The 14,310-nt window shown below is 61.0% G+C and carries 11 protein-coding genes and 1 tRNA gene; 3 read left to right on the top strand and 9 right to left on the bottom strand.

The genetic code is table 11. From position 1 onward, the window contains the following. Positions 1–84: 84 nt before the first annotated feature. The 3 genes from AC3Z8Y_RS02220 to AC3Z8Y_RS02230 all read right to left on the bottom strand — a co-directional run bounded on the left by AC3Z8Y_RS02220 (position 85) and on the right by AC3Z8Y_RS02230 (position 3,279). Positions 85–891 (bottom strand): carbon-nitrogen hydrolase family protein, encoded by an 807-nt coding sequence (locus tag AC3Z8Y_RS02220; protein ID WP_490088280.1) that lies wholly within the window; start codon positions 889–891, stop codon positions 85–87. A gap of 4 nt (positions 892–895) precedes the next feature. Beyond that, complete coding sequence (locus AC3Z8Y_RS02225) at positions 896–2,578, bottom strand: flavin monoamine oxidase family protein (RefSeq protein WP_490088281.1); 1,683 nt, start codon at positions 2,576–2,578, stop codon at positions 896–898. Positions 2,579–2,820: 242 nt separating this feature from the next. Further along, the gene (locus AC3Z8Y_RS02230) at positions 2,821–3,279 is read right to left on the bottom strand and encodes an Lrp/AsnC family transcriptional regulator (protein ID WP_490088282.1); all 459 of its coding nucleotides are present in this window, start codon (positions 3,277–3,279) and stop codon (positions 2,821–2,823) included. Positions 3,280–3,719: 440 nt separating this feature from the next. Between AC3Z8Y_RS02230 and AC3Z8Y_RS02235 the strand changes: the two genes are divergently transcribed. Continuing rightward, positions 3,720–5,153, top strand: coding sequence for a DUF2723 domain-containing protein (locus tag AC3Z8Y_RS02235; RefSeq protein WP_490088283.1), 1,434 nt, complete (start codon positions 3,720–3,722; stop codon positions 5,151–5,153). 139 nt (positions 5,154–5,292) lie between these two features. Further along, positions 5,293–6,390 carry an alpha/beta hydrolase gene (locus AC3Z8Y_RS02240; protein WP_490088284.1) on the top strand — a complete coding sequence of 366 codons (1,098 nt, stop codon included), beginning with the start codon at positions 5,293–5,295 and terminating at the stop codon, positions 6,388–6,390. On the opposite strand, the gene AC3Z8Y_RS02245 is transcribed toward AC3Z8Y_RS02240, so the two are convergent. The 6 genes from AC3Z8Y_RS02245 to rpsU form a co-directional block, all read right to left on the bottom strand. Beyond that, on the bottom strand, positions 6,387–7,532 hold the full coding sequence (locus tag AC3Z8Y_RS02245) for a Fic family protein (RefSeq protein ID WP_490088285.1): 1,146 nt from the start codon (positions 7,530–7,532) through the stop codon (positions 6,387–6,389). The genes AC3Z8Y_RS02240 and AC3Z8Y_RS02245 overlap by 4 nt on opposite strands. Positions 7,533–7,709: 177 nt before the next feature. Beyond that, positions 7,710–7,786 (bottom strand) — tRNA-Ile (locus tag AC3Z8Y_RS02250). A 59-nt stretch (positions 7,787–7,845) separates the two neighbouring features. After that, entirely contained in the window at positions 7,846–8,565 is a 720-nt protein-coding gene (locus AC3Z8Y_RS02255) for a GNAT family N-acetyltransferase (protein WP_490088286.1), read from the bottom strand. A gap of 177 nt (positions 8,566–8,742) precedes the next feature. Beyond that, a complete protein-coding gene (gene rpoD, locus AC3Z8Y_RS02260) occupies positions 8,743–10,593 on the bottom strand; it encodes an RNA polymerase sigma factor RpoD (RefSeq protein WP_181113219.1) in 1,851 nt (616 codons plus the stop codon). Positions 10,594–10,660: 67 nt separating this feature from the next. Beyond that, positions 10,661–12,619, bottom strand: a complete 1,959-nt coding sequence (gene dnaG, locus AC3Z8Y_RS02265) for a DNA primase (RefSeq protein WP_490088287.1) — start codon at positions 12,617–12,619, stop codon at positions 10,661–10,663. A gap of 225 nt (positions 12,620–12,844) precedes the next feature. Then, positions 12,845–13,060: a 30S ribosomal protein S21 gene (rpsU, locus tag AC3Z8Y_RS02270; protein WP_002551877.1), complete on the bottom strand. Its 216-nt coding sequence runs from the start codon at positions 13,058–13,060 to the stop codon at positions 12,845–12,847. Positions 13,061–13,262: 202 nt separating this feature from the next. Here rpsU and tsaD point away from each other — a divergent pair, with 202 nt between their 5' ends. Beyond that, positions 13,263–14,288 carry a tRNA (adenosine(37)-N6)-threonylcarbamoyltransferase complex transferase subunit TsaD gene (gene tsaD / locus AC3Z8Y_RS02275; protein ID WP_490088288.1) on the top strand — a complete coding sequence of 342 codons (1,026 nt, stop codon included), beginning with the start codon at positions 13,263–13,265 and terminating at the stop codon, positions 14,286–14,288. Positions 14,289–14,310 lie beyond the last annotated feature (22 nt).

A 14,310-nucleotide genomic window follows, 5' to 3' on the forward strand; every position in this document is an offset into this window, starting at 1 on the left:
ACGATGTACTGTCGCCCGTTAGGCTTTGTAATTTACGTCGCCAGTTATATGACGCCGCCTCTAAGGGGCCCCCGTACGCTGTCGTTAATTTGACTGAGGGTTGTGGCGGCCGTAAAGATCGTTACGGCGATCAGAGAGGTAGGGGGTGGCTTTGCGGGTTGCCTGCAGATGCTGCCGGTCCAGATCGGCAATCAGCAGCGCCTCTTCTGCTCCCGCAACGGCCAGTTGCTCGCCACCCGGGCCGCACAGGCTACTGAGGCCACAGTACCGCAGGCCGGCCTCCTTGCCGCAATAGTTGGCATAGGCGAGATAGCAGCCATTTTCGTAGGCCCGCGCCCGTACCGTGACCTCTGCTACCAGTTCGAAGCCCGTCATATTCGCCGTTGGCACCAGTACCAGCTCGGCTCCACTCAATGCCAGATGGCGTACGGCCTCCGGAAACTCGACGTCATAGCAGATCAGCAGGCCCAGCTTCCATCCGTTGAGCGTGGCTACCGGGAAACCACCATCACCCGCGCTGAACATGGCCCGGTCGAGTTCGCCGAACAGGTGCGCCTTGCGGTAGTCGATCAGGCGTTGGCCTTGCCCGTCTACAAGCTGCGCAGCGTTGTAGACCCCCCCGCTGGGGCCTGCCTCGGGGTAGCCATAGGCGATGGCGATGCTGTTCCTGCGTGCAATCGCGGCGACTTGCGCCGGCGCTTCTCCATCGGGAGCATGAGCCAGCGCCTGGGCGGCCTGGGCCCCGATGTTGTAGCCGCTGAGGAACATCTCAGGGAATACCACAAGGTCGGCGCCACGGCGCGCCGCCTCGGTTGCCCAACGCTCGAGCCTGGCCATGTTCTGCGCCGGCAGGTTGGGCCCCGCAGGGCCCTGATACAAGGCAATTCGCATGGCGTCAGTCCGGGAGGGCCACTGGACCGAGTGTATCGAACACGTCGCCAGGGCCGGGATTGGTGGGGAATGTGTTGCCGCCGAAATGGTTCATGATCCCCCACACGGCATTGAGCGAGGTTTGCACGGCCCCCTCCACCCAGGCTGGGGTCCAGGACACATCGTCGCCGGCAATGAAGATCCCGCGTTGTTCGGCGGGCATGTCGCGCTGGATGAAGTGCGCGTACATGCGCTGGTTATAGCGGTAGTGCCCTGGCAGCGCACCCTTGAAAGCACCGAGGAAGTGCGGGTCCGCCTCCCAGGACACGGTGATCGGGTCGCCAATGATGTGCCCGGCGATGTCCACGGTGGGGTAGATCTTCTTCAAAGCATCCAGGGCAAGCTTTACCCGCTTTTCTACCGGGTGGGGCAGCATCTTCAGGGCATCGCTCATCCACGAATAAGACAGGCAGATCACGCCCGGCTTGCCTTCCCCGTTGTCGAACAGGTACGTGCCACGGGTAAGGCGGTCGGTGAGGGTCATGCTCATGGTGTCACGGCCGGTGACCGGGTCTTTGTCCTTCCAGAATGGCCGATCGACCATCACAAAGGTTTTCGAGGACTGCATGTAACGGGTGCGGTCCAGGGCCATCCACATCTTCTGGGAAAACAGCGATTCCTCGCATTCGATCTGGGTGGTGAGCAGCCAGCTCTGGCACGTGGCGAGCACGGCAGGGTACACACGGGTATGGCCCCACACGTCAGTCACGGCGAACTGGCCGTTGTCGGCGCGGGCGACCTTCTGCACGCCGCAGCGGGGCGCACCGCTGTGCAGGCTGCTCAGGCTGGTGCCTTCAGGCCAGTGGGCGCAGCGCTCCGGCACATGCCGCCAGATGCCCAGGGGCACCTGCTCTACACCGCCCACTACCAGGTGCTGGTGATCGTCACAATTGGTCATCACTACCCGAAGGATTTCGAGCATGGAATTGGGGAAGTCCGAGTCCCAGCCACCGGTGCCGAACCCTACCTGCCCGAACACCTCACGGTGCTGGAAGGTAAGCCCTGCGAAGGACTTGGACGTGGCCACGAAATCGTAGAACGTGCGGTCGTCCCACAGCGGCACCAGGCTGTCCCAGAGGGCCTTGAGGCGGGTGACGTCGCGGTCGCGTATCGCTTGCTGGATTTCGCCGAAATGCGCCCGTTCTTCCAGCGCATCGGCCCAGGCATCGGCCACTTCGTGGAACAGCTTGGGCAGGTCCGCCACGTTTTCGGCGTAGTAGGTTTGCCCTTCGAGGTCGATCACGGTGCTGCCCGATGCTGAAGTAAGCGGGTTCGGGAAGGGGCGGGTTTCCAGCCCCAGCATGTCCACGTAGTGATAGAACGCGGTAGAGGAAACGGGGAAGCGCATGCCGCCCAGCTCGGCGATGATGCCTTCAGCGGCCTCGAAAGGCTGCGAGCGAAGGCGCCCGCCCAGCCGTGAGGCTTCATATACCACCGGGCGCAGCCCGAGCTTCATCAGCTCATACGCGGCCACCAGGCCCGCAATCCCCGCACCAATGATGGCCACTTCCTTACCGTGGTTCGCCTCCGGAATGCTGCCCAACCCCTCGGGGTGCTCGATCCATTGGTCGAAGGCAAAGGGAAAGTCAGGCCCGAATACGGTAATCGGCTTCTCGAAGCCAGCAGGATGGCGGTTGGGTTTGAGCATGGGCACCTCGCAGGAATGCAGTCTGGTCAGTATAGGAAGGCTGACGGGCATTCTAGGGAGGTGCTGGCACGTTATTAAGACGCAGAGTGCGGTCTTTTTGCCTGATTTCTCGTCGAAATGATAAACGCACTGGTCATTTCTGCGGTAGGGGGCTTCCAACCCTGTGGGAAGCGGGCGCCCCGCGAACGATTTGTGTCAGCGAGCTTTCCCCGGATATGGCCAACCCTATAAGAAATATCGCGCTAACCGCGACCGCGATCGATCTTGGTGCTGAGGATGATCGACGTGGTGGTCTTGTCTACGCCTTCAAGGGCGCCGATCTGGTCCAGTAGTTCATCCAGCGCCTCTGGGCTGTCGGTATGCAGCCAGGCCACATAGTCGAACTCGCCGCTTACCGCGCACAGTTGCTGGATCTGTGCCATGGCGCCGAGGCGCTTGAGCACATCGCGGCCGGCCTTGGGCTGTACGGTGATGCCCACATAAGCTTGCAGTCCGCCAGTCAGGGCGCGCTGTGCAAGGCGAACGCCATAGCCAACGATCACACCGTTGCGCTCCAGGCGGGCGAGGCGCGAGGTCACTGTGGTTCGGGCGATCCCCAGTTTTCTGGCAAGGGTGGCAACGCTCTCGCGCGCATTCACCTGTAAGGCGGCAATCAATTGACGGTCAACCCCGTCGAGGGAAAAGGCGCTGTGGTCTGTCATCGGTGCTCAAACACATGAAGGCATAGGGCTATCCTAGTAAACCCAGCGCTCCGAGTCACTCGTTATCGCAAAACGTCGAATAGCCGTGAAAATTATTTTTTGTGCAGTTCTGGCGTGGCAGGAAATGGAGAAAGGGACTTTCCATTTTTTTGGCGTCAGCTAGGTGGCGAAAAGCCATCGCCCTATTTATTAATATGCAGTGGCTTTGAAAGAAATGTCGTTATAGTTGCGGGTTATACGAAGGCAGTGGGCATGACGATCTTTCATGGAAGTTGTTCGAGGTCATGCTGCCTCCGCTAATAGATAGCGGCGTCAACTTAATCCTTCCAAACTTATTAGTTGAAACCTCGCTTGCGTCTGTGCACAAAAGACTTGAGCTGGGGGGCAGATCGACACGCGCACAGGCTGCTTTACCTGGTTTGTATCAAGGAGAACACTCGATGGGCCAAGGACATTCAAACCATTTCAAAGGGCCGTGGCCGCTTCTGCTGCTGTGCGCCGCCATCATGGCCAGCTTCCTGGCCTCCAGCGGCCCGGTGCAATGGATGGACAATGGCATGGCCATCGCCGACGCTACCGTGGGCAGGTACTTCAGTGAAACCCTGGGGGCAGCGGATCACCCGCTCTATCAGTTTTTCAGCACGGCGGTGTTCGAGCAGCTCGGCATCCAGGTGCTGGGCCTGCTCAATTCCATCCTGTTGATCCCCTTGGCGGGGAGTGTGTACTGGCTGGCCCGCAACCTGGGCTTGCAGCGTAACCTGGCGTTCCTGGCCGCTGCCGTGATGGTGCTCTCCCATGCCGTGTTCTGGGTGTCGACCAAGGCCGGGGTGTACATCTTTCACTCGCTGTTCGTGGTGCTCGCCTACGCCTTGTACTTCGAGCGCCGCAGCGGCCTGGGCGACATCGGCAAGCTCCTGGTGATCGGGCTGTTCACCGGCCTGGCCGCGAGCACTCACCCGTTGACCTTCGTGGTGATGCTGCCGCTGTACCTGCGCCTGGCAAGGGAGCAGCGGTTGTTCATCCTGCTGACCGTACCGGCCTTTGTGGTGGGCTTTCTCACGGCGTACCCGGCGATGTTCAATGACCTGGACTCAGGCCTGAGCCTGCTCCAGATCGCCCGCCATTACCTTACCGGCGCCTCTCCGTTCGCCCCTGACCAAAGCTGGGAAGGCAGCATGCTGCGCTTCGACGTGATGTGGCACGAAAAGAACTCCGTCATGTTGCTCTGCCTGTCGCTGATCGGGCCACAGCTGTTAGGGCTGGTGCTGGTGCCTAAGGATCGCAAGCTGCGCCTGGTGTGGTGGGCGCTCTTGTTGAACTTCGTGTTCGCGGTGTCATTCAACGTGTATGAGCGTTTCGCGTTTTTCCTGCCCGGTGTCATCTTCGCAGCGGTGCTCGGGGTGATTCAGCTGCGCGAGCTGCTCCCCGATACTCGCCTGGGCGCTTGGCTGCTTGGGCTGTCGGCGCTGTGTTCACCCGCCGCGCTACTGAGCATGTGGCTGTTGTACGCCGCCGGCGCGGTGCCGTTGCCGGTGCACGCCGAGGCGCTGCCTATGCGTAACGACATCCACTACATCATGGTGCCGTACTTGCGTGATCGCTCCGCCGAAGAGTTTGCGCATTTTTATGCGGCCTCCGCCCCTGTGGGTGCGCTGATCGTCTCGGACTGGATTCCCATGGGCGCACTGCGCTCGGCTCAAGCCGCGGGCATACTCACCGACCGTTCGTTCGTGTCCTGTGAAAACGCCCAGGACCTTAGCCTGTACCTGCAAGGCCCAGGCGCATTCCTTCCTCGGACCAGTTACTGCGAAGGTATCAAGGCGCGATTCAAGCTGGAGAAGCTGGTTGTAGGGTATCAACTGCTCGGCAAGTAAGACCTTGCTTACCGCTGGTCTGAGGTATGGCAATTTGCCTTGAACGGCGCATCGTTTCGTTCGGCCAAAAGTCGGGAAGGGTGTTCGCACCCGCCCGCCACGCCTGTGGCCTTTCTGCCGAGCGACAGAGGACCTTCTTATGCTTTCACCGCGTTATCTACGTTGTGCCCTGGTTGCCGCAGTCGCCACCGCAGGCTTGGCCGCGTTGGCTGGCTGCGCCCGTGACCCGGAAAAACCAACCTTGTCCGAATTGGCAGTGAGCTCTATCAAGAGCCTGTTCAGAACCGACAGCGACATGCAGAAAGTACTGAATGCCCAGGCGGCGTTCGACCCGAAGGCCATCGAGAAGACCACGCCGGAAGAAGCGCGCAAGCAGCCCACCGTTGCTGATGCAGTGAAGCGTGTACTGGCCGACCAGAACCGCGACAGTAGCCCGACAGCGCTGGTGCCTGGCGTAACCACCAGGGACATTACCGTCTCCGGCGCCGCTGGCTCGTTGCCGGCCACGGTGTACACCCCCGCGGGCACCGGTCCGTTCCCGGTGGTGCTGTATTTCCATGGCGGCGGCTGGGTTATCGCAGACCGCACTGTGTACGACGGCGGCGCGCGGGGGCTGGCCAAGCAAGCGAACGCCATTGTGGTCTCGGTAGACTACCGGCGCGCGCCAGAGGCCAAATTCCCCGCCGCCCATCAGGACGCCGTTGCTGCGTGGAAATGGCTCGGCAGCAACGCCGCCAGCCTTGGGGGTGATCCGAAGCGCCTGGCCCTGGCAGGCGAAAGCGCCGGGGGCAACCTTGCCGTTGCTACCGCTATCGCCGCTCGCGATCAAGGCCTCACCGCCCCCAAACATGTACTGGCGGTGTACCCGGTCGCCCAGGCCAATACCGATACCGAAAGCTACCTGAAATACGCCGATGCCAAGCCGCTCAACCGGCCGATGATGCTGTGGTTCGTGGCACACGTGACCAACAGCGCGGCGGACCTGAAAGGCCCACGTATCGACCTTGTGCATGCCGACCTGCACGGGCTGCCGCCGGTGACCCTCATAAACGCCGAGATCGACCCGTTGCGCGACGACGGCGCGCAGTTGGAACAAGCGTTGCGTACGCAAGGCGTGAGTGTTGAGCGCAAGCTGTATGACGGCGTGACCCACGAGTTCTTCGGTACCGCGGCCGTGGTTGAGAAAGCGCAGCAAGCGCAGGCATATGCGGGGGAAAGGTTGAAGGCTGGCTTCTAAGGAAGTGGGATACAGGTGGTGGGGGTGTTGACCCGGTAGCGGGTGCTTCGCCCGCCGCCTGGGAGTTTCTCCAGATAACCTTTGGCCAACAAGTCGGCCAGGTGTCGAGTGGCCGTTGCCTTGGAAACCTTGGCTACGGCCTGATACTGCGCCGCGCTGATACCGCTTTCAAAACCACGTTCCCCGCCGTCGAGCAAGCGATTGAGAACCTTGACCTGTTCCTCGGTCAGCTCCGCGCCGCGGTGTGTTTGCCAAAAGCGGGCTTTGGCCATCACCCTCCCTATGCGAGCCATTGCGGCAATCTGGCTGCGCAGCAGCGTGTGAAGAAACCATTCCAGCCAGGCCGTAATGTCCAGGCCGCCCTTTTGGCTGGTTTCCAGTACATGGTAATAGCCCGCTCGGTCATCCAGGATGCTGGCGGACATGGCATACAGGCGAATCCCCTGGTTGTCTGCCTGCGCCAACGCAAGGTCGGTCAGGGCGCGGGTAAGCCGGCCATTCCCGTCGTCGAACGGATGGAGGGTCACGAACCAGAAGTGGGCGATGCCGGCACGTAGCAGTGGGTCGAGCGCTGCATTCGCCCGGCTACTGGCGAACCAATCCATAAAGGCCTTTAACTGAGCCTCCAGCCCTTCGCGAGGTGGTGCTTCGAAATGAACAGTGGGTCGATCCAACCGGCCGGACACAACTTGCATGGGTTCATTACTCCGCAACGTGCCTACCCGAACAGGTGCAGTCATCAACGGCTCGTCAGCAGGAAATAACCACTTGTGCCAAGTGAATAACCGGCCAAGCGTGAGGGCGTGGTCGTAGTTGCGAGTGGCATCCAGCAGCAGGGCGGCCAGCCCCTCGCTACGGGGGCTTGGTTTACCGCTGTCTTGCACACCCAACCGTCGGGCAAGGGATGATCGCACCGAACCGGCATTCAATTCCTCGCCCTCGATGGCAGAAGACGTGATGATGTTCTGCAGTAATGCATCGAGATATTGCTGTGCGTCTGTGGCTTCTTCCACGGCACCGGCCATCCCCAAAAGACGGCCCTGCGCTTGGGTACAGGCGCGTAGCAAAGGCAAAAGCGGGTCGGCCTGCCAGGTGAAAGCTGGCCAGCCGGGGTATTGCCAGATCCAGGCAGGAGGGTTCACGGGTAATCTCCGGAGGCGATGAGCCGAATAATAGCGTTATTCGGCTCATACTGTGAGCCGAATAGGTGAGCTATTCGGCTCACAGATTGTGGCTTGGAGAGCAGGCATGGCGCTTTCCGTTCCGGCAATGGAAAGCCTACGGGCACAAAAAAGCCGCGCATGCGCGGCTTTTGAAGTTGGTGGGCCCACACGGACTCGAACCGTGGACCAAAGGATTATGAGTCCTCTGCTCTAACCAACTGAGCTATAGGCCCATAGAGACGGGCGATTATAACGAGGCTTTTGGTTGGGTGCCATCCGAAAGAACCGTTTGTTACTTATTGCCTGCTGGCTTGCGCAACGTCGCGAGGGCATGCCGCTGCTGGCCCTGCTCGTCGAAGTTCTCCGGAGCAAGCCACGCCTCGAAAGCGCTTTTAACGGCTGGCCATTCCTCGCTAATGATCGAATACCACGCCGTATCCCGGTTCCGCCCCTTATAAACCACGGCGCGGCGGAAGGTGCCTTCATAGCTGAAGCCCAGGCGTTCTGCCGCTTTACGGGACGGAGTATTCAGATCGTCGCATTTCCATTCGTAGCGGCGATAGCCGAGCGTGTCGAACGCGTAGGCCATAAGCAGATACTGGGCTTCGGTAGACAGTGGTGATTGCTTGAGCAAAGGCGAGAAGGTCACGCTGCCCACTTCGATTGCGCCGTGGGCAGGGTCGATGCGCATCAGGGCCAAGGTGCCTACGGCTTTGCCGGTGCCCAGGTCAATCACAGCGAAGTGACGGGGGTCAGTGCTCAAGGCGGCGGTTTCGGCATAGGCCCGGTAAGTTTCGGGGCTATCAAAAGGGCCCACGAACAGATAGGTCCAGTCGCTGCCGTCCTTGGCTTGGGTGTAGGCGGCATACAGGTCGGCGGCGTGGGTATCGGCGTCCAGCGGTTCGAGGCGGCAGTAGCGGCCGGGGAGGGTAACCCCGGCAGGCTGGGGCCGGGGCGCCCACCCTTCAATGGGAAAGCCGATGGGTTGACCGTATTCATTCTGCCTGGCCATGGTGCCTGCCTTGTTATGGGGATGCACCACTGTAGCGGAGCAATGGTTCTGTTAAAGATCCATTGGAGAGAATTTAAAGGGGGCCAATTGCCGGCGAATATAGGCGCCCCAGAACGGGCTGTCGCGGGCAATAAAAACCCCGAGCAAGCCCGGGGTTTTTTGTGACGCGGGTGACGCTTACTCGTCCAGGAACGAGCGCAGGTGCTCGCTACGGGTCGGGTGGCGAAGCTTGCGCAGTGCCTTGGCTTCGATCTGGCGGATACGCTCACGGGTAACGTCGAACTGCTTGCCCACTTCCTCGAGGGTGTGGTCAGTGTTCATGTCGATACCGAAACGCATGCGCAGTACCTTGGCTTCGCGGGCGGTAAGGCCGGACAGCACTTCGCGGGTCGCTTCCTTGAGGCTTTCTACCGTAGCCACGTCGATCGGGGACTGCATGGTCGAGTCCTCGATGAAGTCGCCCAGGTGGGAGTCTTCATCGTCGCCGATCGGCGTTTCCATGGAGATCGGCTCTTTGGCGATCTTCAATACCTTGCGGATCTTGTCCTCAGGCATTTCCATGCGCTCACCCAGCTCTTCCGGGGTGGGCTCGCGGCCCATTTCCTGCAACATCTGGCGGGAAATACGGTTGAGCTTGTTGATCGTCTCGATCATGTGCACCGGAATACGGATGGTGCGCGCCTGGTCGGCGATGGAGCGAGTGATCGCCTGGCGGATCCACCAGGTGGCGTAGGTCGAGAACTTGTAGCCGCGACGGTATTCGAACTTGTCCACCGCTTTCATCAAGCCGATGTTGCCTTCCTGGATCAGGTCGAGGAATTGCAGGCCACGGTTGGTGTACTTCTTGGCGATGGAGATCACCAGACGCAGGTTCGCCTCGACCATTTCCTTCTTGGCGCGGCGAGCCTTGGCTTCGCCGATGGACATGCGACGGTTGATGTCCTTGATTTCCGCGACGGTGAGGCCGGTTTCGGCTTCAAGGTCGATCAGCTTCTGCTGGCAGCGCTCTACATCTGCCTGTACACGGCCAATGGCTTCGGCGTATTTCGCCTTGCCACGGGCCAGGAAGGCAGCCCAGCCCTGATCCACTTCGTTGCCGGGGAACAGGCGCAGGAAGTCTGCACGAGGCATGCGAGCGTCACGTACGCACAGCTGCATGATGGCGCGTTCCTGGGCGCGAACGCGATCCAGCGCGCCACGTACCTGCTCCACCAGCACTTCGAACTGCTTGGGCACGAGCTTGATCGGCATGAACAGTTCGGCCAGCAGCAGCATTTCGGCTACGCCTTCCTTGCTGTCGCGGCCGTGCTTCTTCAGGACCTTGCGGGCCACCTGAAGCTGTTCGGCGACTGCGCCGAAGCGCTGACGGGCAACTTCCGGATCCGGCCCGCTTTCGCCTTCTTCCTCGTCGTCGGTCGCGTCGCCGTCTTCCTCTTCGTCTTCTTCCTTGTCAGCGGCGGGCGCTGCCTTGGGGTCGACGGGAGGTGGCATGTCCGACGGGCTGGCGATCACGTCGTCAGGGTCGATGTAGCCGCTGAGAACGTCCGACAGGCGGCCGCCTTCGGTGGTGACACGATCGTATTCGCTGAGGATATAGTCGACAGTGCCCGGGAAGTGGGAGATAGCTCCCATGACTTCGCGGATACCCTCTTCGATGCGCTTGGCGATTTCGATTTCGCCTTCGCGGGTGAGCAGCTCCACCGTACCCATTTCACGCATGTACATGCGAACGGGGTCGGTGGTGCGACCGATATCGGTCTCGACGGCGGCCAGCGCAGCGGCGGCTTCTTCCGCGGCAGCCTCATCCGTGTCGGCTTCGGCCAACAGGAGGGCATCCGCATCCGGAGCAGTCTCGAATACGTTGATCCCCATGTCGTTGATCATGCGGATGATGTCTTCCACCTGCTCCGGATCTGAAATATCCTCGGGCAGGTGGTCGTTGACCTCGGCGTAAGTCAGGTAGCCCTGCTCACGACCACGGGTGATCAACTCTTTGATACGAGATTGCTGTTGCGCTTTTCCGGACATAACACCCTATCCACTGAAGGTCTTGGCGGGCAAAAAACAAGCCGAGGATTATACCCGAGCTAGGACCTCACACGCCAGTTGAGGTCGGGTTTTGTGCGTTTGCGTTGCGGCTAAGCAGCTCGCGCAGCAGGTTTTTTTCCTCTGCGCTGAGTTCACCCTGCCTGGCCTTTCGAATCAGGTTTTCCAGGCTGCGCTCACGTTGACGGGCTGACAGACTGGAAATGGTGTCGAAAAACTGTTGTTCAAGGTTATCGGCCTCTATCAGCCATTCTTTCTCGGCCAAGGCGCGCAAAAGGCGCCCCTGGTCCGTCCCGTGCCACCGGGCGATCAATTGCAGAGAGCGTAGCCGAGGATTCTTCTGAAGTGCCTCGAGCAGCGCGACCAGCAATTGGGCGTAAACATGATCTTCATCGGCCAGATGGCTGGCATCTTCAACTTTTGTCGCCAACTGCGGATGGTGCAACAACGTGCGCAACGCACTGAGCGTGGGTGGTTCCACGCTGGTGGGCGTACGTGGCGCCCTGGGCTCGTAGTCCCGGCGCTGGCCGCCGCGCTCCCACGGCTTGCCGTCCCTTTTCTTCCCGCTGCCCTTGCGCGGTTGCCACGGCTGGTTGGGCTCGATGGTTGGCGCGTCAAGGTAGGCCGGTACGTAGTCGGCAGGGCCTTCGAAATCCACATAAGCCCCTGCGTCGCCGCCTTGGGCGGTGTCTCGCTGGGGCTGCCGTTGAGCCAGCTGGCTCATTGCTTCACCACTCAGGCCGGTGATTTCACCCAGCCTTGCACGCATCAATGCCTTTAAATTCGCCCCAGGCACCCGATCAATCAGTGGCGCCGCCAGCGTGGCCATATGCGCCTTGCCTTCCAGCGAGCGCGGGTCCGCTTCTTCGGACAACTGCTGGAAGAAATAATCCGCCAGCGGTTGTGCATGCTGCGCGATCCGCGCCTTGAACGCGTCCAGGCCCTCGGCACGGATCAACGTGTCCGGGTCTTCCCCTTCCGGCAGGAACAGAAAGCGCGCCTTGCGCCCGTCCTGAAGGCTGGGCAGCGCTGCTTCCAGTGCACGCCAGGCAGCGTTCCGGCCGGCCTGGTCGCCGTCGAAGCAGAACAGAATGCCGGGCACGATGCGGAACAATCGCTTGATGTGTTCCTCGCTGGTAGCCGTACCCAGGGTAGCCACCGCGTTGCGCAGGCCCTGCTGAGCCAGGGCGATCACATCCATGTAGCCTTCGACAACGATGACTTCGTCGAGGTTGCGATTGTATTTGCGAGCCTCGAACAGGCCGTAGAGTTCCTGGCCTTTATGAAACACCGGTGTTTCCGGCGAGTTCAGGTATTTGGGCTTGTCGTCGCCGAGCACCCTGCCGCCGAACGCGATGACCCGCCCCCGGCTGTCGCGTATCGGAAATATCACGCGGTCCCGGAAGCGGTCATAGCGCTTGCCGGTCTCGGCGTTCTCGATCAGCAGCCCGGCATCGATCATTGCCCGCTGTTGCAGGGTATCGCTGCTGAGGTGGCGGAGCAGGTTATCCCAGCCTGGTGGAGCGAAGCCCAGGCCGAAGTCCCGGGCGATTTCCCCGGTAAGCCCGCGGCCCTTGAGGTATTCCACCGCGCTTTTGCGTGCCGGGTGTTGCCGCAGAGCCTGGCGATAATAGTCTGCCGCTGCAGCCAGCAACGGGTATAGCGGCGAATCCGTAGGCTGGCGCGGCTTGCTGCCACGGCGTGACTCTTCCCGGGGCACTTCCATGCCCGCTGCCTTGGCAAGCTCCTCGACAGCCTGGGGAAAGTCCAGGTTGTCGTGATCCATCACAAAGCCCAGGGCGTTACCACCGGCGCCGCAGCCGAAACAGTAGTAGAACTGTTTGTCTGGGCTAACGCTGAACGACGGGGTTTTTTCCTTGTGGAACGGGCAGCATGCGGTGAAATTCTTGCCCGCTTTTTTCAGTTGAACGCGTGAGCTCACCACATCGAGGATGTCGGTGCGGTTCAGCAGATCGTCAATGAAACCTTGCGGGATGAGCCCGGCCATGCCATGCCCTCAGGCTAGACGTGCGTTTGGTCAAGTGATGGTGCGGGATGTTAGCACCGAGGCAGTGCCAATCGCAGCGAGCGCTGTATAACGAAAACGGAGGGGGAACGCAGTTGGATCGCGGTTGGCGGCACAGGGCCACCCGCCGGAATTACGTGATCCGCAATTGCCAATGGCCCGGCTTTGAAGGCCGGGCCAGACAAATGCTTGCAGCGAACGCCGGTATTAGTACAGGCGAACGGCGCGGCGCTGTTCGCGCTGGACTTTCTTGGCGTGACGCTTGACTGCGGCTGCAGCCTTGCGCTTGCGCTCGGAAGTCGGCTTTTCATAAAACTCGCGGCTACGAACTTCAGCCAGTACACCGGCTTTTTCGCAGGAGCGCTTGAAACGACGCAGAGCTACGTCGAAGGGTTCGTTCTCTTTAACTTTGACGGCTGGCATCCAGGGCTACCTTAATTCATTACCGGGGCAACGTACCCCTGCTTTAAAGCGCGGTGGAATACGTCGGTTTTCAAGGGTTGCGGATGTTACCCTTTGAAGGCGCGGAATGCAAAGCCTCTGATCGAAAACCGCTGGTCGGCACGGCGGGGCGCGACTATCATGCGCGCCTTCGTTACCGCCTCGGCAAAGGCTATTGATACCCATGCTAGTACTGGGACTGGAAACATCCTGCGATGAAACGGGCGTCGCGCTGTACGACAGCGAGCAGGGCCTGCTCGGCGACGCGCTATTCAGCCAGATCGACCTGCACCGTGTCTATGGCGGCGTGGTGCCTGAGCTCGCTTCGCGCGACCACGTGAAACGTATGCTGCCCCTGATTCGTGAAGTGCTGGGGCAGGCCGGGCGTGCCACGGGTGATATCGACGCCATTGCCTATACCGCCGGCCCCGGGCTGGTGGGCGCGCTGCTGGTCGGCGCGTCCTGCGCGCAAGCCATGGCATTCGCCTGGGGTATTCCCGCATTAGGCGTACATCACATGGAAGGGCACCTGCTGGCACCCATGCTGGAAGATCGGCCGCCGGCGTTCCCGTTCGTGGCCTTGTTGGTTTCCGGGGGGCATACGCAACTGGTTCGGGTCGACGGCATCGGCCGCTATGAACTGCTGGGTGAAAGCCTGGACGACGCCGCTGGCGAGGCCTTCGATAAAACGGCCAAGCTGATGGGGTTGCCTTATCCCGGCGGCCCGGAAATAGCCCGCTTGGCGGAATTCGGCACCGCAGGTCGCTTTACCTTCCCGCGGCCGATGACCGACCGCCCGGGGCTGGACTTCAGCTTCAGCGGGCTGAAAACCTTCACGCTCAATACCTGGCAGCAGTGCAAGGCAGCTGGCGACGACGGTGAACAAACTCGTAACGACATTGCGCTGGCGTTCCAACAGGCAGTCGTTGAGACTCTCGCCATCAAATGCAAACGTGCCCTCAAGCAAACCGGGCTGAAAACCCTGGTGATCGCCGGTGGTGTAAGCGCCAACAAGGCCTTGCGGGCCTCGCTGGAAAGCATGACCGGCCAATTGGGCGGCGGCGTGTTTTATGCCCGCCCCCGGTTCTGCACCGATAACGGCGCAATGATCGCTTATGCGGGCTGCCAGCGGTTGCTGGCCGGGCAGCATGAGGATCTGGGCATCCAGGTGCATGCACGCTGGCCGATGGAACAACTGCCCGCAGTGTGACGGGGCCCGTGTCGCAGGGCTT

Source organism: Pseudomonas sp. 3MAES_34.3B (genome assembly GCF_058145875.1).